The sequence below is a fragment of the Mesorhizobium sp. BH1-1-4 genome (assembly GCF_020165665.1).
Classification (GTDB): Bacteria; Pseudomonadota; Alphaproteobacteria; order Rhizobiales; family Rhizobiaceae; genus Mesorhizobium.
Map to the genome: position 1 here is coordinate 38,190 of NZ_JAIUIN010000022.1, position 20,077 is coordinate 58,266.

15 protein-coding genes are annotated in these 20,077 nt (G+C 56.8%); all 15 read right to left on the bottom strand.

Annotation, left to right across the window (positions count from 1 at the left end):
• Window positions 1-1,728 carry a hypothetical protein gene (locus LB569_RS26230; RefSeq protein ID WP_224694657.1) on the bottom strand — a complete coding sequence of 576 codons (1,728 nt, stop codon included), beginning with the start codon at window positions 1,726-1,728 and terminating at the stop codon, window positions 1-3.
• A 362-nt stretch (window positions 1,729-2,090) separates the two neighbouring features.
• Window positions 2,091-3,902 carry a hypothetical protein gene (locus LB569_RS26235; RefSeq protein WP_224694658.1) on the bottom strand — a complete coding sequence of 604 codons (1,812 nt, stop codon included), beginning with the start codon at window positions 3,900-3,902 and terminating at the stop codon, window positions 2,091-2,093.
• A 79-nt stretch (window positions 3,903-3,981) separates the two neighbouring features.
• On the bottom strand, window positions 3,982-4,680 hold the full coding sequence (locus LB569_RS26240) for a class I SAM-dependent methyltransferase (protein ID WP_224694659.1): 699 nt from the start codon (window positions 4,678-4,680) through the stop codon (window positions 3,982-3,984).
• A gap of 30 nt (window positions 4,681-4,710) precedes the next feature.
• On the bottom strand, window positions 4,711-5,127 hold the full coding sequence (locus tag LB569_RS26245; protein WP_224694660.1) for a GtrA family protein: 417 nt from the start codon (window positions 5,125-5,127) through the stop codon (window positions 4,711-4,713).
• 14 nt (window positions 5,128-5,141) lie between these two features.
• Window positions 5,142-6,074 (bottom strand): glycosyltransferase, encoded by a 933-nt coding sequence (locus tag LB569_RS26250; RefSeq protein WP_224694661.1) that lies wholly within the window; start codon window positions 6,072-6,074, stop codon window positions 5,142-5,144.
• Between the two features lie 130 nt (window positions 6,075-6,204).
• Window positions 6,205-9,897: a glycosyltransferase gene (locus LB569_RS26255; protein ID WP_224694662.1), complete on the bottom strand. Its 3,693-nt coding sequence runs from the start codon at window positions 9,895-9,897 to the stop codon at window positions 6,205-6,207.
• Window positions 9,894-10,796: a dTDP-4-dehydrorhamnose reductase gene (gene rfbD / locus LB569_RS26260; protein ID WP_224694663.1), complete on the bottom strand. Its 903-nt coding sequence runs from the start codon at window positions 10,794-10,796 to the stop codon at window positions 9,894-9,896. The genes LB569_RS26255 and rfbD overlap by 4 nt, the downstream gene beginning before the upstream one ends.
• On the bottom strand, window positions 10,793-11,863 hold the full coding sequence (gene rfbB, locus LB569_RS26265) for a dTDP-glucose 4,6-dehydratase (protein ID WP_224694695.1): 1,071 nt from the start codon (window positions 11,861-11,863) through the stop codon (window positions 10,793-10,795). Before rfbB ends, rfbD begins: the two co-directional genes overlap by 4 nt.
• A gap of 29 nt (window positions 11,864-11,892) precedes the next feature.
• Window positions 11,893-12,447 (bottom strand): dTDP-4-dehydrorhamnose 3,5-epimerase, encoded by a 555-nt coding sequence (gene rfbC, locus LB569_RS26270; protein ID WP_224694664.1) that lies wholly within the window; start codon window positions 12,445-12,447, stop codon window positions 11,893-11,895.
• Window positions 12,448-13,329 (bottom strand): glucose-1-phosphate thymidylyltransferase RfbA, encoded by an 882-nt coding sequence (gene rfbA, locus LB569_RS26275; RefSeq protein ID WP_224694665.1) that lies wholly within the window; start codon window positions 13,327-13,329, stop codon window positions 12,448-12,450.
• Between the two features lie 150 nt (window positions 13,330-13,479).
• The gene (locus LB569_RS26280) at window positions 13,480-14,931 is read right to left on the bottom strand and encodes an O-antigen ligase family protein (protein ID WP_224694666.1); all 1,452 of its coding nucleotides are present in this window, start codon (window positions 14,929-14,931) and stop codon (window positions 13,480-13,482) included.
• Window positions 14,817-16,076: a hypothetical protein gene (locus LB569_RS26285; protein WP_224694667.1), complete on the bottom strand. Its 1,260-nt coding sequence runs from the start codon at window positions 16,074-16,076 to the stop codon at window positions 14,817-14,819. The genes LB569_RS26280 and LB569_RS26285 overlap by 115 nt, the downstream gene beginning before the upstream one ends.
• The gene (locus LB569_RS26290; RefSeq protein WP_224694668.1) at window positions 15,964-18,336 is read right to left on the bottom strand and encodes a GumC family protein; all 2,373 of its coding nucleotides are present in this window, start codon (window positions 18,334-18,336) and stop codon (window positions 15,964-15,966) included. The genes LB569_RS26285 and LB569_RS26290 overlap by 113 nt, the downstream gene beginning before the upstream one ends.
• Before the next feature lie 45 nt (window positions 18,337-18,381).
• Window positions 18,382-19,155: a polysaccharide biosynthesis/export family protein gene (locus LB569_RS26295; RefSeq protein WP_224694669.1), complete on the bottom strand. Its 774-nt coding sequence runs from the start codon at window positions 19,153-19,155 to the stop codon at window positions 18,382-18,384.
• Window positions 19,155-19,964 (bottom strand): tyrosine-protein phosphatase, encoded by an 810-nt coding sequence (locus LB569_RS26300; RefSeq protein ID WP_224694670.1) that lies wholly within the window; start codon window positions 19,962-19,964, stop codon window positions 19,155-19,157. Before LB569_RS26300 ends, LB569_RS26295 begins: the two co-directional genes overlap by 1 nt.
• Between the last annotated feature and the right edge of the window lie 113 nt (window positions 19,965-20,077).

Sequence of the window (20,077 nt, forward strand, 5' to 3'; positions counted from 1 at the left end):
CTATGGACTCTTATGAAGTGAAAACTCTGGTGGAACGTGTTCTCCTTGAGCCCACCGATTGCCTGTCTTATGAGCAAATATCTGTGGACGCGTCGTTCGACCATCCCAAGCGTCAAGGAGGGCGCCGAGATCGAGAGCGATCCCGCCGTTATCCCTAATAATTTTCAGATATTCCTTGCCAGCAAGTCCCGCTCCAACCAAGAATACCTTGCCCTCGGCAGGCGTATTGATCTTGTCGCATACTTGCTTGAAAACGTCTGGGTAGTGCGGTTTCATACCGAATGGGGCAATCCTCCATCGGGCCTGCTGGACAGCTTTCTCTGGGACCAAAATGCTTTCGACATGCGTGCCGACCGCATCGCGAATCTTCGCCGGCAAGTACGGCGAGCAATGGATAAGAGTGATCGACTTCCGGGATCGTAGAAAATCCGCCCAAAAACCACTGATCGCCAAGTCGTAAGCTACCCATTGCGAGCACGCCTCGACCCCGACCGGATAGGACGCCCGCGCCCACTGGAACAGGCGGAATATTCGCCTTGCTCCATGATCATCGATGTATTCTCTCTCCCGCGAACGCAATGGAAAATCAGAGCGGAATCTCACGTAAAACTCCGGATCGTCTTCGTCTAAGAAATCTACACTATTCGTGGTCAACCAGACGTCGTCGCGCAAGCCGATTAGGTCAGCCGCATCAATTGTCCGGCGTAGGCCTGCCTGGACGGAAAGTATAGTTTCTGGCGAAATTCCGTTGCCGAAATGGTCCCGGAAGTAAGCGAAATCTGTCTCCTTCGCGATCGAGGGCTCAAACTGAAGAAGGCTACCCTCTCCATCACCTAAACGCACAAAGCAGAACGGTGCGGATTGATCTGCCGCCTCACGGATGCGGCTCGCGACTTCTTTGGGGGCAAGGATTTTCGGACCAGATGAGATTGAATGCAATCCCATGTAGCTATCGTCTTGCTCAGCCCGCGCTACTGGCCAAGCCGGAGCGCGTGTCAGTATGCGCCTCTGACTATCGCTCGCGACATAACGTTCTGGTTGGAAATAGTAGAAGCGATACCGTTTGTCAGTTTTTGGCAACAAGTCTATATCCGGGCGCTGATTACTATTGAATAACCCGGCTACCGGAAGGTGGATTTCACTAGTCTCGGTCGACAGGAATGATGCCAGCCAAGAGAATGAACTGACTGCCACGACGGCATTCTTGGCGCGTCGCAGCGTCTGGAAATCGGACAATGGCTCGCTTTCGACGAACCGCGCGGCACCAAATTGGCGCCGAAGCGCGTCGGCATACCAATTCCCGGTTGTCTGCCCGACAAAGACGGGCTTTAACCCAGTCTCAAAGACAATACGATGATAGAACGCAAGGGGAATCGGTGTGTAGTCGGGATGAAGACCATCAACAATGTCTCCAGACCGAATGCTGATTGCGATCTCATCTTCATTAACACGTTGTCCCAAGGAAGACGAGAAAACTTTCGCGAAACGCAATCGATCCTCGGCAAAATACTCTAGCCGCATCGCGTAGGCATCGACATCGATCCATTCGACGCCACCAGCCAGAACCCGCGAAGCGAGTGTGTCCACGTCCACCCTGTGGACACGGCCCGTTGTTATACTTTCCCCTTCTGGTATCTCCTGCTTCGACGAAACTAGCCCCCACTCCGGTATATTGAAGCCGACGACTTCCAATCCACCCGCTTTCCGGCTGAGTAGATCGGCAAACATATATCGGAACATTCTGTTAGCCAGTCCGCCAAAATTGCGAACATATATCACTGGCTTTGCATTTGGAAAAACCACCATCCCTCCTGTCAAGCTCGAAGCGATCTACCCTTGATCGCCATGAACGAACATAACCACCGGTGTCTACTGGTGAGTAGATTCAGCTGTTCGGGCATTGTCCAGCGCGACTTCAACACTCGGCCAAAAACGAAGGCGTAGACAGCCAGCACGAACAGCGGGTTGAGCGGCGCCCACAACAGGCCCAGCACGGCGCTCCGATGGCAACCCGCGACCTCGCGGAAGGCATCTTGAACCTTCACCAGATTGGCTCGCCCTGGGGAGTCGCAGGAGGCCACACAGCTTCGCTAGTCCGGTATCTTGTTTTTAAACGGCGTTATCGGAACCTGAGCTACGTCCGGATAGGGCGAATTTGCTTCCAAGACATCGGCTGGAACGATATGCGCGTACCGATTGAACGCATCATTGAAAGCTGGCTCCGGCATCAAGGGAAACACTCGCCGGAAGAATTGGAGTTTCGGTGCAGTGAGCGTGTGATTGATCGCCCGTACCCCCGCACCGGAAAACAGGGCGCCGTACATGCCAGGGACTACTGCCCACCCGTTAGGATTAGTCTTTTCCTGCTCGCGAAGCGAGGTCAGAAAAGGCGTTTCCGGGATGTTGAAAATCGGAAATGCTTGCTGAAATGGATTGAAAGCGCCAAACGTGATCGCGCCAGATATAAACGCAGCGCAAAACAACATTCTGGCATTGTGTTGTGCCGATGCGTGAGTATACAGAAAATATACCGAGCCAACTATGAACGGAATCATAGCGATAAATTCAAAATAACCACGCTTTAGCGCTTCAACGGTCTTGATGTCTGAATGAGGCCACGCCTGAGTAATACCAACTTTCGACAAAACCCACACGGCGATCATTGCCAACGAAAATAAAATAACGCGCTGCTTCGTAACCACAAAAGTGAATTTTGAGGCGAAAATTACCATGGAGATCGTAAGCAATAATCCAAAGCCCCAGACCATGCGACCGGGTTGAACATTATTCCATAATAGAACCTTGCCGATACCGGAAGGGATAGGCAGCGTCATCCAGGCCATCATCATGATCAACCCGACACCCACTATGCAGAAAGGGGCGAGGTTGCTTCTGACGGTTTCAGCAAATGACCGATAACTGCCAAAAAAGAGGATCGTCATGGGCAGGAGGGTTGAAACGACAGCGACCTCACACTCGTTGCTGGCTGCAAGAAGTGGGGAGAAGCGCGCTGTCGTGAAGAATGGGAAGAGATAGGCAAGTAACCTCATCTCGTCGACGCCACCGCCGGACGTGCTCCGCCCTCCCGGATAGACAGTAGCCCGCATAGTCTGGATGAGATCCCCGAAATACGAAACAAAACTGATCCCGAGGCAGACGGCCGCCAGAACCGCGACGAGCACATGCACTGGTGTGAGCATATCCCGCCGGAAGGCAAGCAGCAGTATTCCAAGCGAGAACGCCGCAGGGACCATGAAAGGAGGGTAGACAAAACCGAACACCCAGACAGCGCACGCCCAAAAGAGAACCGGCAACTTCAGCCACGGGCGGATCGGAAGCAAAAAAACTATTAGCGGCCACGGAGCGAAAGCAAATGTCGCGCCGTGCGACGTCCACCACACCTGCACCATATGGGAGCAGAAGAGACACCCGGCACCGAACGCCGCAAGCCATAAATCCGCACCCAACTGGCGTAGAAGGATCGTGTACCCGGCCAGGAACGCCGTCCAAAGCACAGCGAAATACAGCGAGTACGCATAGGCCGGCGGCAAAATCCAAAAGCCCCAAAGCTGCGGCTTGAAGACTAGAGACCAATCCAGAATGGGCAGGGCCCAAAACCCTTTTAGAGATTCATGATAGGGAGAGATCTGGTTGAAGGTTGAAAAGCCGCCGCGGACCGCGGTTTGGAATAGCGGCGTCAGGACGATCCATTCATCCGATCGGATGGGGCGAGCCGAGAGGAATAACGGGCTTGCATCCGAGCCAAGATACCGCAGCCCCATCGCATAGTGCGACGGCGTGAGCGCCAGTCCGACATAAGCGGCAGCAACTGCCAGAAGCCCGATCAGGAGTATCCACCCGGTTTGCTCGTCAGTCCAACTGGTGGCCCACCAGTCCCGCATCCACAGCCTCACAGCATCTCTATTCACTATATTTCGCCCATTCGACATAGGTGACCTGCAATTCGGCGGCACGATCAGGTCATTTTACTACAATAGCACAATTCGAACTAAAAGGTCCCAAATTAATTCCAGTATTAAATATCCTTGACGTCACCATTTTATCACGAGGCCAGTCCATCATAACAGTTCTTTTATCCAGAAAATCCATATTTTCGGGATTAACCCAATAGTCATACTTCGTTCCTTTCAGGAGCCACCTGAACGATCCAGGACTATAGTGTATAAACGGTAGTCCAGTATGATGCTCGACGGGAAACCATCGATTGGGAAAGCTGATGAAGACCTTTTTTGCAACCCTTAGGTGCTCGGAAATAAATGCAGTCCGCTGCGCAGGCCCCCCTACGTGCTCTATTACCGCATTAGAGCAGGCGATATCGAAGCTTTTATCTTCAAAAGGCAGCCGTTCTCCGGCACGTATCTGCTTAAACCGGACCTTCGGATAATTGGAGAGGACTTCCTTCCCATCGCCAAGACCTACACAGGTGATGTTGTGTTGCCACGGATAGTGCTTCTCAAGGAAATTTGCTCCATCATTCTCGTCGTCAGAAACGCCTATATCCAAGATCCGTGAATATTCATCCGGGTCCAACTCTCTCATGAACAAATTCATGATTGACATACGCGCCGTTTTCAGCAGCCGCATTGATATCGAGTTTTTTACGCCGTCTCGATAATAAATCGAGTCGATATTCTCAACCTTTTCGCCGTGTTTATTCATAATTTTTTCCGCAAATCATGGCGTCTGCCACTAAGCCTTTCTACTACCAGGAAAAACAAGCGTGTTATAAAGAACAAAATTGATCACCAACCCAACAGCCGCACCTGCGCAATAAGCGGGAACGTGCCTAAGAGCTGCGTCATAGGGAACAATTGCGGACATCAGCGCAAGATTGGCTCCCGCTCCGATGCAACTCACCGATAGATATCGCAAAAACTCGAAAAACGGGGGATATACACGCCACATCGAGAAGGTGGCGACCCGATTGATTGCCCAAGTTGTGGCGATTGCAACAGCGGAGGCAATGATCCGCGCGCCCCAATATTGAGTGGAGAAGACGAGAGTCGCACCAAAGAACACCATGGCGTCGACCATAAATCCAAGGGCCCCGACGCCAAGGAAATCAGGGAGCTTCCTAACGCGTTGTCCCAGATGATTAGCACGCATGAGTATCCTGTGCATCACGGCGCCGGATATCGAAGATAGGCTAGGCGTTTGGCCTCACGCCGGCCACGAGTAACGGTATCAAGAATGAAACCACTCGAAAGCGAGAGCAAAGCAGCGCCCATGATGCCCGTGGCAAGAACCGCCCTCGGCAAGCGTGGTACGAGGCCGGTATTCATGAATTCGACAACGACGGGTCCGCCGATAAGCAGGGAGAGCAGCCCTAAGATGCCCGCGACAATTGAGAAGAATGCAAGCGGCCGCTCTTCCTTCACCAGGAAACCGATCAAGCGGAGTATCCGCAAACCGTCACTGTAGGTCCGCAGCTTGCTTGCAGAACCGACCGGCCTTTCGCGGTAGGGTGCTATGATTTCTGATTGAGGCAACCGCAGATCGAGCGCATGAACCACGAGTTCGGTTTCAATCTCGAATCCGCTCGACAGCGCCGGAAACGATTTGACATAGCGCCGCGAAAACGCCTTGTATCCTGATAACATATCGGTAGTTGCCTCGCCGAAGATCCGCTGAACGAGGCCCGTTAAGAGCTTGTTCCCCCATTTATGGCCACTTCTATATGCGCCGGAATTCTCCGGCACTCGCGCAACATTCACCATGTCATAGGGGCCAGCACAGAGTTCATCAATCAGGCGCCGAGCCACCGACGAGTCATAGGTGCCGTCGCCATCGACCATAATATAAATATCAGCGTCAATGTCGCTGAACATTCGCCTTACTACATTCCCCTTACCTTGGCTCTTTTCCTTACGCGCTATCGCTCCAACTCGAACGGCTATATCATATGTCCCGTCGCTTGAGTTATTGTCATATATGTATATTTCCGCGCCCGGCAGATTTGATCGAAAACCCTCGAATACATCGGATATAGTCAAAGCCTCATTATAGCATGGCACAAGGACTGCTACTTTGTATTCGCGATCTCTAATATTCATTCCGCGCACCACAAATCAATTGCTGTAAGTTTCTCGCCAATGCAACCCGCTGTGCTCCTTCTTAATATCGTATCTGCTTAATTCAACTGTTTCATTTTCCATGATGAAATAACTCTTCTTCATATTCTTCTCATCCCAGTGAGAAATCGTCGCGCGCCCTTGTTAGATTTGGCGAATAAAATGGGTCACGCTCTATGACCTTTTTCCATTTCTCTTGCATATATTCGATTTCAGCACTGAAACGCGCTACTTTGTCAGGAGCATCCTCAAGGCCGCGAGAGACACTTTCGAGATGGTAAAGTTCCGCATAGGGTGTCCAGACGTTTGAGTAGCCAGCCTCCCGTACTCTCAGACAAAGGTCGACGTCGTTGAAGGCAACAGTCAGGTCGACCTCATTGAGACCTCCGACTTCGTCGAACACATTTTTTCGGACTAGAAGGCAAGCCGCAGTGACGGCCGAGAGATTCTGCACCACCTTTAACCTGGCAAAGTATCCAGGATGATGGCGAGAGAAATTTTTGTGCGCATGTCCCGCCACACCGCCCAATCCAACGATTACGCCGCCATGCTGAATGGTGTCGTTGGCATAATAGAGCTTCGCGCCAACACACCCGATATCTGGCTGTACAGACCAGGAGACCATTTCTGCGAGCCAGTCGGGCGCGATCACTTCAATGTCATTGTTTATCAAACCAATGATGGACCCCTTCGCCTCTTGAACAGCGAAGTTGTTAATCGCTGAATAATTGAATGGCTTGTCATAGCGAAGCACGCGGATATTGGTCGTTTTTTTCAGCTCATTGAAATATGTAAGCGTCTCCTGTTCGACAGAGCCATTGTCGACCACGAGAATCTCGTAATTCTTGTAAGTGGTCTTTTCATGAATGGACGTAACGCAGCCGCGCAAGAGGTCCACCCTGTCCCGTGTTGGAATGACGAGGCTCACAAGTGGCTGCGGCTCGGGCACCGAGAACCGAAGACGATAGCAGGGGGTGTCCGGCGCTTGCTCAACCTTTGCCGGCAGCCTCATGCGTTCGACATGTTCTTCCAGCGCACGCAATCCAGCGATGTAGGCGTAACTCTTCTGCGAACCATCAAGCGCGGTCGAGCCCTCCACCGCGCGCCAATGATAGAGCACCTTCGGAATGTGCCGAATTCTCTCACGGGCAACACGCTCGAAAATACGCAAATTAAGGTCGTAATCCTGGCTGCCCTCGAAGCCGGGGCGCCAGCCGCCGATCGCACGGATATTTTCCGTCCGATGCACAGTGAGATGATTTAGATAGTTCTGTGAGCGGAAAAGCTCCCGCGAGAAGTCCGGCTTGAAACAGGGATCATAGCGCCTGCCCTCGGAATCGATCTTATCCTCGTCACTATAGATTAGTTCGGCGTCGGGATGGCGATCTAGCTCCAGCGCTACCTCTGCCAGCGCGTGCGGTCGCAGAACATCATCATGGTCAAGTAAAGCAACCCATTCGCCGGAGACAATTTCCAGGGCGGAATTGGATGCCCGCGATATGTGACCATTCTCCGCCCGGAAGACGACCTTGACGCGCGCATCAAGTTTTACATATTCCTTCAAAACGCTCCGCACATGCGGCTGCGTTGAGCAATCGTCCGCAATGCATAACTCCCAGTTCTCATAAATCTGGGCGCGGACACTTTCGATCGCTTCTCGCAGGAGCTGCTCGGGCGTATTGTATACGGGGATAAGCACCGAAATGAGGGGCTTGTTTTCGAGCTGAGCCAATTGCAGACGCAGATCTGCGATGTCATGTGACGTTGGCGTATCGTGAACCGCAATCCAACCTTCATAAGTGACACTGCCGAACGCACCTCGTGCCTCCGCAGACCGAAGGGCAGCGGCAAATTCCCGGGGGCCTCCTTCTCTCAAGATCTTCGCGGCACGCATAGCCGATTGCCCGAGAGATCGCGGAGCCCTGACGTGGCGAACAGCAATCATTCCGATGAGCCCACCATAATATTCGATCCCCCCAAGTAGGCGCAACCGTACGCGGCCGATCGTGATCTGGCCGCGACGGGCGCTTGGGTCGAAACGCAACTTGGAGGTTGGAACGCTTATCGGAAAAGTCGCCGTAGCCAATCCCTTGCCGTTTGAACAAAACCGCAGGTTGATTCGTTCAATTTCGTTGTATCCCCTGCCGCTGTCGACATAAAGGTGCATGTCAGTCAACGCATCCCATTCGGCTGGCACACGCGCACTGAGCCGATAGTGACCAGGAGGCAATGGCTCGGAGCCTGGCCAGAGGAGTTCGAATTGCGGATCGTCACCAGTAATTATCCACTCATCGGCTAGTGATGACACTTCTTCCAAATGATGGAGCGCGCGCAACTTAACGGTTCGTCCGGCATAGAAAGTCGCCTTTGTCGGAAATGACCCGAGCCCCCGCATGGTAGATCCCCAACGCCAGATCCGGCTGCTGTGGATCGCCTCAATCTCGCGATCCAACCTGGCTATCGTCTGATCGCGCTCTCGCACTTCATGCTCCAGAGCCATGATGCTGCGGTCCCGCGCGGCGAGATTCGTGCTGGCAACCTCCGGTTCCACGCAGACATCTGCCATAGCCGGCAAATTTCTAACTGCATCTCGTGTACGGAGCCGTTCATCCACCATCCTTGCCACTTGAACTCGAAGTTTTTCGAGTTCGCTCGCATATTTATATTGATTCGATTCACGATCTTCTTTTAATTTATGAATATCTTTCTCTTGTTGTAATATCTGTTCGTCTTTTAATATAGCTTCGTCGAGAAGTCCCTCCACCCTAGTTGCCAGTTGGCCAACCTTGACACCCCGCTCATCCGCAAGGTTCTGTGCTTGCGAGCCAACCCGAGCAGATTCTCGACAGCGAGCGTCAATCTCTCCGTAGAAGGCATCGCCAAATACAGGGCTGACACGATCGAAAGCATCTCTTATAGCATCAAGCTGTGCCGTGGCGCCGGCGTGATGGGGGCTGCCTTCAAGCGTCATCAGCGCGCCATACGTGTCTTTCACCCATCTTGTAGTGCGTGGGTCAGCCTCGAGTCGCTCTCTACTCGCGGCGTGATGCTGATGCGCCGCCGAAAAATGCGTTGAAAGACCCGACTCTGCACTGCTGATTGATTGGGGCCATTCCATCTGAAGAGCGCTAGTCATTCTCTCCATTCCAGAGCGCCAGTTTTCGATCATACTCTCGTACGACAAAAAGACCCGTGACTCCCCGCGTGTCGCGTACTCTGCCTCCAATTCGTGACGTAACCACAACAGGGCGCTGAAGCCATGAGTGAACCTGCCCCGCTTTTCCAGCGAAGCGATCACGGCTAGTGGATTTCGCTCGGTCAGCACGTAATGGACGTCGATATGCATGCGTTTCAAAATTTCCGCATACAGCGGCACAAAACGTGAGATACGCGGCTCTTTCAGGACAAATAGCGGCGCAGTGCCGTATTCTTCATCGATCAGTCGCGCGATTTCGGCCTTGTAAAAGCGCAGGCGTGGCGCGCCGAGATCGTTTAAGTTAAACGCCCGCCAATCATCCCAGCTACTTCCCGCCTCGGCCAACATTCGATCATGGAGTTCTATCAACCGCAGCGGCTCCCAATGGCCTGCGGGATTCGTCGGATTGGCGCCAAGCATGTTTTTCGGAAGTTCGGCGCCGAGCAGGCTGATTGCCCTCGTCAGCGCGCTGGTGCCCGAGCGATGCATGCCGAGCACCATGATGCAGGTGCGCTTGGCAGCCTGTGGCCCTGCTTTGCGTGTTTTCGGCGCCACCTGATCGCCAGGTGTCGCGTCCTGCAGATTTTCCGCCGAAGGGTGCTTGTTCATACGGTCAGCGCCTGTTTGGTCTCGCCTACCACCAGCCGCACCACCTCCCCCGTCGACTCCCGCCAGTCGGGCGCCGTCCATGCGAACACATCAGCGAATTTCGCGCTTGAAAGCCGGGAATTGGCGGGGCGGCGCGCCTTGGTTGGGTAGTCCATCGTCGTGATATCCCGTACCCGCGCCCAAGGACCACCAAACTTCACGCTTGTGTCCATGATATGACGGGCAAAGCCGCTCCAGTTGGTCTCGCCGGTGCCGGCCAGATGATAGGTGCCGAAGGCGGCGGCGTCGTTGCGGTGCAGCATGGTCGCCGCATGCAGGATCGCGTCGGCGATATCAAGGGCGGACGTGGGATTTCCCCATTGATCGGCCACTACCGAAATCTCGTCGCGGTCGGCCGCGAGCCTGAGCATTGTCTTCACGAAATTCTTGCCAAACGGGCTGTAGACCCAGGCGGTGCGCAGGATCAGGTGGCGTGGATTGGCGGCGGCCACAGCCTGTTCGCCGGCAAGCTTGGAGGCGCCGTAGACACCGAGCGGCGCCGTCGGGTCGGTCTCGACATAGGCGTCGGCCCTGGTTCCGTCGAAGACATAGTCGGTCGACAGATGAATGACCGGCACGCCCAGTCGCGCCGCTGCCTCGGCCACCTTGCCGGCGCCGGTCGCGTTGACCGCAAAGGCCAGATCGGGCTCGTCCTCGGCCTGGTCGACGGCGGTATAGGCGGCGGCCGACACGACGATGTCGGGCTTGGCGGCGGTGATGGCATCGACGACCGTCTCGGGTTTCGCGAGGTCGAGTTGCGGACGGCCGATGGCGACGACCTCCACGCCGGCGCGCGCCTGGCCGGCCTCCAGCAGGCTCGCCGCGACCTGGCCGTCCCGCCCGGTGACGAGGAGCCTCATGCGCCCACCTTGCGGGCTTCACCCAGCCTTTCGCCGGCATAGCGCTGTTCGCGGATCGGCCCCCACCACCATTCGTTGTCGAGGAACCAGTCGACGGTCCTGGCAAGGCCGCTGTCGAAATCCTCCCGGGGCGTCCAGCCGAGTTCGCGGCTTATCTTGGAAGCATCGATGGCGTAGCGGCGGTCGTGGCCGGGACGATCGGTGACGAAGGAGATCAGCTCGCGATAGCGCCTGCCGCCGGCGCGCGGACGCCTGGCGTCGAGCAGGTCGCAGATCGTCTCGACGACGGCAAGGTTGGTGCGTTCCGAATTGCCGCCGACATTATAGCTCTCGCCCTGAAGCCCCTTGGTGGCGACCAGTTCCAGGGCGCGCGCGTGATCCTCGACGAACAGCCAGTCGCGCACGTTGGCGCCGGCGCCATAGACCGGCAGCGGCTTTTCGTCGAGCGCGTTGAGGATGACGAGCGGGATCAGCTTTTCGGGGAAATGATAGGGACCGTAATTGTTCGAACAGTTGGACAGCACCACCGGCAGGCCGTAGGTTTCGTGCCAGGCGCGCACCAGATGGTCCGAGGCCGCCTTCGAGGCGGAATAGGGCGAGGACGGCGCGTAGGGTGTCTCCTCGACGAACATGCCGCCGTCGAAAGGCAGGTCGCCGAACACCTCGTCGGTGGAGACGTGATGGAAGCGGAAGCGGCTCTTCCTGTCATCGGACAGGCCGCGCCAGTATTCCAGCGCGGCATTGAGCATCTTGTAGGTGCCGACGATGTTGGTCTCGATGAAGGCGCCCGGTCCATCGATCGAACGGTCGACATGGCTCTCGGCGGCAAGGTTCATGACGATGTCGATGTCGTGGCGGCGCAGGATATCGAGCACCGCCCTGTCGTCGCAGATATCGGCCTGGGCGAAGCTGTAATTATGGGCATTCTCGATCGGCCTCAGCGAGGCCAGGTTGCCCGCATAGGTCAGCTTGTCCAGATTGGTCACCCGGTAGGCCGGATTGGCGCACAGATGCCGGCATACCGCCGAACCGATGAAGCCGGCACCGCCCGTCACCAGAAAATTCAAGCCGCCGTCCTTATTCACCACACGCTCCATCAGGCGAACACCTCGGCTGCGGCCAGCGCCGGCGCCTTGAGGTCCTTGTCGGAAAGCTGGAACCCGCCGGCCAGCGACGGCCATTCGATGCCGATGGCGGGATCGTCGAAACGGATCGACCGGTCATGCTCGGGCGAATAGGTGTCGGTCACCTTGTACAGCACCTCGGTGTCGGGCACGAGCGTGACGAAGCCATGCGCGAAGCCCTTCGGCACCAGGATCTGGTTGCCCTTGTCGGCCGACACTTCGAGGGCGACCCATTTTCCGAAGGTTTTCGAGGCGCGGCGGATATCGACCGCGACATCGAGAACGCTGCCTCTGACGACCCGCAGCAGCTTGTCCTGGGCGCGCGGCGCGAGCTGGTAGTGTAGCCCCCGCAAAACGCCGGCGGCGGCGGAATAGGAATGATTGTCCTGCACGAAAACCAGGTCGATGCCGGCCTGCGAAAAGCGCTCGGCATTGTAGGTTTCCATGAAGAAACCGCGGGCGTCGCCGTGACGTTTGGGAACGATTTCCAGCACCCCGTCGATGCCGAGGGACCTTATCTCCAGCATCTAGCCCTCCGACAGATCGGCAACGCGCCGGCGCAGATAGGCGGCGTACTCGTTCTTGCCCAGGCGGGTCGCGCGCTCCAGCACCATCTCCGCCGTCAGCCAGCCCTGTTCGAAGGCGATCTCTTCCGGGCAGGCGACCTTGATGCCCTGGCGATGCTCGATCGTGCGCACGAAGGAGGAGGCCTCGTGCAGGCTGTCATGTGTGCCGGTATCGAGCCAGGCATAGCCGCGACCCAGCCGGTGGACATGGAGCTGGCCGCGTTCGAGATAGACGTTGTTGACCGCCGTGATCTCGATCTCGCCACGCGCCGATGGGCGGATGGTCGGGGCGATGTCGACGACGGCATTGTCGTAGAAATAAAGCCCGGTGACGGCCCAGTTGGACTTCGGCTTTTGCGGCTTCTCCTCGATCGTCAGCGCGGTTCCGGTTGCCTTGTCGAAGGACACCACGCCATAACGTTCGGGATCCTCGACATGGTAGGCGAACACTGAAGCGCCCGTCTGGCGCGCTGCCGCGGCGCGGCAAAGCTGCGACAGCCCGTCGCCGAAATAAATGTTGTCGCCCAGGATCATCGACACGCTGTCCTTGCCGATGAAATCGCGGCCGATGATGAAAGCTTCCGCGAGACCATTGGGCCGCGGCTGCTCGGCGTAGGACAGCGCCAGTCCGAAATCCGACCCGTCGCCCAGCAACCCCTGGAAAGCCGGCAGGTCACGCGGCGTCGAAATGATCAGAATCTCTCGGATGCCCGCGAGCATCAGCACGCTCAGCGGATAATAGATCATCGGCTTGTCGTAGATGGGGAGAATTTGCTTAGAGACTGCTAATGTTAGTGGATAAAGACGCGTTCCACTGCCTCCAGCAAGGATAATTCCTTTCAAGAAGCTCTCCTCGACATGCCAAAGCCCCCCGGCCCTGAATGCCCGTGCTTAGGTTTCATGCATTGGCTTGTCAATGCGGCACGGGACAAACGCGTTGGCCATGTCGGATAGCGGCCATCGAGCGGCCCTTCCGTCCCAATCCGCCCTATCCTACCTCGGCGAGGCCGAGGCCCTGACCGGGACAAGCAGATTGTCATCGTCATGGCGGGAGGCCCTGGCCATTTCGTTCCTCTGGTTGAGCCGATTGGCAAAACCGCTGTGAAACACAATAGCATTCAAATAGGCGAACGTCATTGCCAGGGCGGCGGTACGCAAGGGATAGTCGACGAGAGAGTGAACGAGCAGAAATGATATCGACAGGAAAGCGGCCTTCTGCAACGGTTCTCCACGAATTCTGAAGGACGATGCCGATAGAAGCACCGCGTAGGCAACCATCAGCAAGGCAACTGGCGCGCCACCCTCCAGCACCAGTTCCAGATAGTCGTTGTGCGCATGATTTACATAGGATTTGAAGATCATGCTGCCTTTTTCATAGATCTGATAAACCTTCTGGAAGGATCCAAATCCGACGCCGGTGGCCCAGTTCTGTTCAATTCCCTCAATCGTGGTCCGAGCGAATTCGGCCCTTCCGAATTCCGGGTCGACGACTTTCACATCGATCTTTGCCCAGGCGCCGATCGTGTAGATCGAAAGACCGATGAAAACAGCCAGGATGCCATAGCCACCAACCTTGGAGCGGGCCGACAGGAAGACGACGGATATGGCGGTGATCGCCAGCCCGATCAGAATGCCGGCCCGCGAGCCGGCGGCCAGAAGAAGCAGCAGGAGTGTTACCAATCCGAGCGCTCCTGACAGGAGGTGACCGCGGAACAGGCCGTAATAAACGACGAAGGGGATGGAGACGAAAAGCAGGGCCGAGAAATGGTTCTGATTGGCAAAGAGACCCGCATTGATCGTAAACGGCAGCAGTCCCTCGATGGCAACGGTATCGGAGAGCGAGTACTGGATCGCCGCCGCTAGGCCATTGCAGATCACTCCCATGAAAAAGAACGGCAGCAGACCATGGACCTGCTCGGCACGCAGGCGCAGGACGCCGAGGAAGAACGCGGCGGCGGCAATGAAATAGAGCATGCACTCGATGGTGCGCCCTACCCCGACGCTGACGAAGCGCCACGGTGTCGCGCCATCCAGCCATGGATCCGCAAGCAGCACGCCGGGCCGCAAACCCTCGAGCAGGGTCGCTGGCAGCGGCATCAGTTGAAAACAAAACACCGCCACCACAAGAGCAAGCAACCACAAGATAGCGCGAGGAATGGCCTGTTGAGCCGGTCGCGAGAGAATGACCGCCGCGGCGACGATCGCCGCGATCTCGATCAGCGTCTCGGTGTAGAGGCCGCTCGCGGTGCCGCCGCCGATCAGCAGGCACAGAAAGAGGACAGATCCAAGCAGATATTTGTCCCACTCCGCGGGTCGTCGCGACCGTTCTCTCACGACGATATTCTCTCGATGCTCAATTTGTGCATGACCAACGTCCCGACATATCGAAACCGCCAACTCTCGGCGATCGCCGCCGTTTCCAGTCTCAGCAACTGCATCGGGCACGCCGCCGGTTCAATCGTGAAGTCGAGGCTCAGGCTTCGCCTGCTGAAGGTGCCATCCGGGATGTTGAAGCGCGCCATTTCGCGTGATGGGTCGATGCATCTGAGCGACCAGAACAAATCCTTTGGCAGTTTAAGGTTCGTGGCCGAAGCGTTCAGGGAAATCCTGTAGGAGCCCGGAGGCAGTTCGATGAATTGCTGAAGCGCCGCGTTCTTGACGGGCGTGTTCAGAAATCGAAGCGTCGCTCCGCGGTCGCTTTCACCCGCGTCCTGCAATCCGGCGAAAGTGATCTCCAGACCCGAGCGGTCATGTACCACCCAGTCGAATGGCTTGCCGCTGTGGACCGGTTCGAAGCCGCCATTGAAAATGTACCCACCCAGTTTCCGCTCCTCATCCGACAGGCTGAAAAGAAAGAGCCGATAGGCCGAGCCATATTGCTTCTGCTTGATATAGCCATCGATCACGGCCGACAATTCGTTGGAGGTTGGAGGAGCCGACGACCCCGCGAGATCCAGCAGCAACTGGTTCGCGGCCGCCAAGCCCTGAGGGTTCTGGCCAAGGGTCGAGAACAGCTTGCCTCGCCACGGAGCTTCCGCCCGGATGGCGGCGAGCACGGCCCTGTATCCCCGGGAATTGGAGAGAATAGCCGGCCAGCCGGCAGCCAAGGCCGAAAACTGATCAGGCCACCGGCGCAGCAAGATATCGATCTCGGCCACGGCCCTTACCAGGTCGCCCGCCTCGACGGACCGGTCGATGGATCTCCGCAACGCGTGTATTTCGGTCTTGGACAGCATTCGCGCCCGATCAAAGAACTCGAACGCCTGATCCGTTTCGCCCTGGCGGTACTTGATCTCACCGATCAGGCTATAGAGGCGCGCATCCGCGACATCGAACCGAAGCGCATTTCGTGCCTTTGCGTCCAACCCTTGGAGATCGGCATGGTCGTTCGTTTGATTCAGTTGGCCCGTGATTTCGCCTATCAAGGCATCCACGTTCAACGGATCCAGCGCGAGAGAGACGCTGGGCGCCGCGGTTTCAAGAAGACGACTTAGCCCGATCGACGAAGCCATCAACACCAGAACGGAGGCGACGAACCAAACGCCTGAACGCAGGAGACTTTGCATGCGCGGGCTGGTCTGCTCCACCATCGACTTTGCCCTCAATTTTCGGGGTACCGTATTGGTAATATTGGTAGTTCATATATTTGTAGGCGTAGTTGTAATCGAACTTGTTCACCTGGAATTTCGACATCGCGGCCCCGATGACATTCGCCCCGGCCGCCCGCAGTCGTTTCAGAGCCGTTTTGGCTGATTTGCGGGTTACCTGGTTGGTGGAAATGACCATCAACGTGCCTTCGGCAAGTCGGCTGAGGATCGGCGCATCCGAAAGGCCGACGACCGGCGGCGCATCGATGATGACCAGATCGAAGCGCTTGCCGAGATTGGTGATGATCAGCGCCATTTTCGGCGAAGAGAGCAGGTCCGCCGGGTTCGGCGGTATCGTCCCCGACGTCAGGACAGTCACGTTGGGATATTTCGTCGCTCTGAAGATGCCGGCCAGATCTTCCTTGCGAACGGTGTTCGTCAGGAGATTGCTCAAGCCGATCGCGTTGTCGAGGCCGAACAGCCGATGCAAATTCGGTTTGCGCAGATCACCGTCGACCAGCAGAACCCTTGCACCGAGCGCGGCAAAGTCCTGGCCGAGCTTGAGCGAGGTGGTCGATTTGCCTTCCGACGGTTCGGAGCTGGTCACCAGCAGCGAACGCGGCGCCCCTTCCGCTCCGGAGAATTGCAGCGATGTCCGCAGCGAACGACAAGCCTCCGAAAGCCCCGATTTCTGATCGGCTATGCTGGCTACGAGTTCCCGGTCGTCGACAAGCGGCAGGATGCCGAGCATGGCCAGTCCAAGCTCTTTTTCGACCTGCTCCGGATTTGTGAAGGTGTTGTTCAGCAATTCTACGATGTAGATGATCGACGCACTCAAGGCCATGAAGAGCGCCAAGGCGATGGCAAGGTTGATGCTGAGGCGAGGGGAATAAGGGCTCAGCGGCCGGGTCGCGAAATCGACGACGGCAGCGGTTTGCGTCTTGAGCTCCGAACTTACCCCGACTTCGTTCAGTTTGGCGATGAGGCCGTCATATTGCGAGCGGTTGGAATCGACCTCGCGCTTGAGGATCGTGTATTTGATGTTCTTGTCGTTGAAGACGATCTGCTGCTTTTCCAGCTCCGCGAGCTTGGCCTTGAGGTCGGCTTCCTTGTCCTGAGCTTCCTGATATTTCAACCGCAGCGAATCGGTAATCGCCAGCACGCCATTGTTGTAGACCCGCTGCAATTCCTTGATCTGCGACTGCAGTTGCTGCATTTCCGGAAAGCCAGGCTTCAGTATGCCCAATTTCTGCTGGTATTGGCTTGTGAGGTCCGCCAGCTTTTCACTGAGCTTCTGCAGGCCTTCGCTCTCCAGAACCGGACCGAGACTGGCGCCGCGCCCCTTGTCCACCTGGTCTACCATGCGCCCGGCATCCAGACGCTCCTGGATCGCAGTCGCGAGTGCTGTGTTGAGGGCCTCGATGTTCGACCCGATGAGCGATTTGTCGCCGCCGGTGACGGTGATGCCCGCATCCTTGGCATAGGCGACCAGTTCCTCCTCGGATTTCTGCAGCTTCTGCTTGACCTGCAGGACCTGCTCCTGAATGAACTGCCTTGCCATATCCGACGTCTCGCTGGTCTGGTCGAGACGTTGATCGATGAAGCTCTGCGCGACCTGATTGGCGACATCGCTCGCATATTTGGGCTTCTGGTCGACGAAGGTGATCGACAACAGGCTGGTGTTCGTCACCAGATTGACCGTCAGGTCGTCGAGGACACGCTTGATCGCCGCCGCCTCCCGCTCTTCAGGGGTCTTTTCCTGGATCGAGGGCGATTTGGAAATTCCGAAGGCGCGATAGAAGATATTGCTGATCGAAAAACTCGGGGTCGGAAACAGGAAGTCCGGTTTCTCGGCAAGGCCAAGCTGAAACACCACACGCTGGGCCAAGGCCCTGCTCTTCAGCTTCTCCCGGGCAGTCAGGAAGGCCCGCACGTCACTGTTTTCGGAAACCACCTCGATGTCCTGGAAGACCTTTGCCGAAGGGACCAGGACTTCCAGCTGCGTCGTGGCTTGATATTTCGGTGTCTGCATCATCGTCACGATGACGCCGGCGACGAGGCCCGCCACCGCCATCATGACGATCAGCCAGCGATACTGGACGACATAGAAGAGAAGACGCAGCGGATTGAAGCCCTCGTCCTGGGCGGCATAGTCACGACCATACGGACTATAGTTCTGAGCCCCATCGTAATAGAGATCCGCGGACAGGGCTTGGCCGTGTCCGGGGCCGGCAATTTGGGGCTGCCTGTTGCGATCGAGCATGGCGCAAGGTGATCCTGGGTTTGTCCGTGGCCGGCCGTGCCTGTCTTACGGAATGACCGCAATGCGGGCCGCGCTCGAGGCGAGGCCCAGGGCTTCCTTCAGATTGTTCATCGCGATTTTCGACTTCGAGGCGAAAACGACAATCACGTCGCCGCCATAGATGCGCGGGTTGCGATTCTTGCCTGCGCGGATTTCCTCGACATTGTAGTTGGCGACCAGTTTGCTCTGGCCAAAATTGCGATAGACAAAGACCTTGCCGGCATCGCCGACGGCGTTGAAGCCGCCGGCGAGCGCGATCGCATCCAGCAAGGAAGCGCTGCTTGACACCGGATAGATGCCAGCCCTGTTGACTTCGCCGTCGACGGTAATGCGCTGGCCGATCGATTCCTTCACGAAAATCGTTACGTCAGGCGATTGCAGGTATTTTGCGCCATACGCGGTCTCGATTTCCTTCTCGAGCTGGCGAACGGTCTTGCCTGCCGCGGTCATCGTGCCGATAAGCGGAAGGGAAATCTGCCCGCCGGCGTCGACCTGGACGGTCCTGTTCAGATTGTCGACCTGGAAAACGCTGACTTCCAGCACGTCGTTGGCGGACAGCGGCTGCTCGCTGCCATTTTGCGTGTTTTGCGGTGCCGGCAGGTCCTTCACCACCTGCAAGGCGCCACCGCTGGCAAGGGCTGTCGGAGACGATGCCGGCTGCAATGCTTCGACGGAACTCGTCGATGATGTCGAAGAAGAGCTGGCGCAAGCAGAGAGCGCAAGCAATGCGACCATCACCGGCATGACTGCATTGTTTCTGGCAAGATCGAAAATGCCCATCACAGAGACCCGCTCTTGAACAGCCGACCCAATCCGCCGAAACGGCCCGCACCGCCGACACCCAATTTCTTGGTGCTCACTTTTCCAATGGGCGCCAGCAACTGATTCTGCAATATCGCGCCCGGGCGTTTCACCGCCATATTGTAAGCTTCATCTTCGCCACACCGACTTGCGATGGCGACAACAGCCTGGGAAAGGCCCGGCCGGCGCCTGGACAGGCCGTGGGCGTCGGATGCGATGATGTCCACCCTGCCCTCGTCGAGCAGCCTTTCCGAATAGTAGAGGGCGGTCCGGCCAAAGGCTCCTATGACAGAATCCGCCGTGAGCTGGATAAGGCAGCCCAATGCGTTCAACCGCTCGATCATGTCATAGTTCGATTTGATCCAGGTCAGCCGTTCAGGATGGGTAAGGATCGGAACATAGCCGGCGCCGATGAGGCGGGAAGCGAGATCCTCGAGGCGCGGCGGCAAGATGTGGTGCGGCGGTTCGAAGAGGAAATACCGTGACCGGTTCAACGTCGGCACCTTGCCGAGCTTCAGCCGGTCAGGCAGATCGGGCGAAACATGAACGTCGGCGCCGACATACAGGGCAAGCGGGATGCCGGCGCGAGCCAGTTCGCGGGCCAACAGCTCTACTGCCTGGACAATGTTTGTCGTGCCGTTCTCGTACACACCGGGCATGACGTGTGGCGTGCACACCATGTGCGTTGTTCCATCGGCCACCGCCAATCGCGCCATCTCGAGCGATTCAGCCAGACTGGAAGAGCCATCGTCGAGACCAGGCAGGATATGGGAATGCAGGTCGATCATTGATGTTTCTGTCTGCATGGAGGCACAGCCGCGCCGTTGCCTCGACAAAGTACAAATGCATCACCCGCGTGACGGCGAATAACGCATTTCACAAGCTTACGCAGTACAGGAAC

Excerpts from the sequence above, each read along its gene's own strand:
- LB569_RS26285 (WP_224694667.1), bottom strand. The coding sequence starts at position 16,076 with ATGGTGGAGCAGACCAGCCCGCGCATGCAAAGTCTCCTGCGTTCAGGC.
- rfbD (WP_224694663.1), bottom strand. The coding sequence starts at position 10,796 with ATGAGGCTCCTCGTCACCGGGCGGGACGGCCAGGTCGCGGCGAGCCTG.
- LB569_RS26255 (WP_224694662.1), bottom strand. The coding sequence starts at position 9,897 with ATGAACAAGCACCCTTCGGCGGAAAATCTGCAGGACGCGACACCTGGC.
- LB569_RS26300 (WP_224694670.1), bottom strand. The coding sequence starts at position 19,964 with ATGATCGACCTGCATTCCCATATCCTGCCTGGTCTCGACGATGGCTCT.
- LB569_RS26240 (WP_224694659.1), bottom strand. The coding sequence starts at position 4,680 with ATGAATAAACACGGCGAAAAGGTTGAGAATATCGACTCGATTTATTAT.
- LB569_RS26245 (WP_224694660.1), bottom strand. The coding sequence starts at position 5,127 with ATGCGTGCTAATCATCTGGGACAACGCGTTAGGAAGCTCCCTGATTTC.
- LB569_RS26295 (WP_224694669.1), bottom strand. The coding sequence starts at position 19,155 with ATGGGCATTTTCGATCTTGCCAGAAACAATGCAGTCATGCCGGTGATG.
- LB569_RS26290 (WP_224694668.1), bottom strand. The coding sequence starts at position 18,336 with ATGCTCGATCGCAACAGGCAGCCCCAAATTGCCGGCCCCGGACACGGC.
- rfbC (WP_224694664.1), bottom strand. The coding sequence starts at position 12,447 with ATGCTGGAGATAAGGTCCCTCGGCATCGACGGGGTGCTGGAAATCGTT.
- LB569_RS26250 (WP_224694661.1), bottom strand. The coding sequence starts at position 6,074 with ATGAATATTAGAGATCGCGAATACAAAGTAGCAGTCCTTGTGCCATGC.
- LB569_RS26235 (WP_224694658.1), bottom strand. The coding sequence starts at position 3,902 with ATGCGGGACTGGTGGGCCACCAGTTGGACTGACGAGCAAACCGGGTGG.
- LB569_RS26230 (WP_224694657.1), bottom strand. The coding sequence starts at position 1,728 with ATGTTTGCCGATCTACTCAGCCGGAAAGCGGGTGGATTGGAAGTCGTC.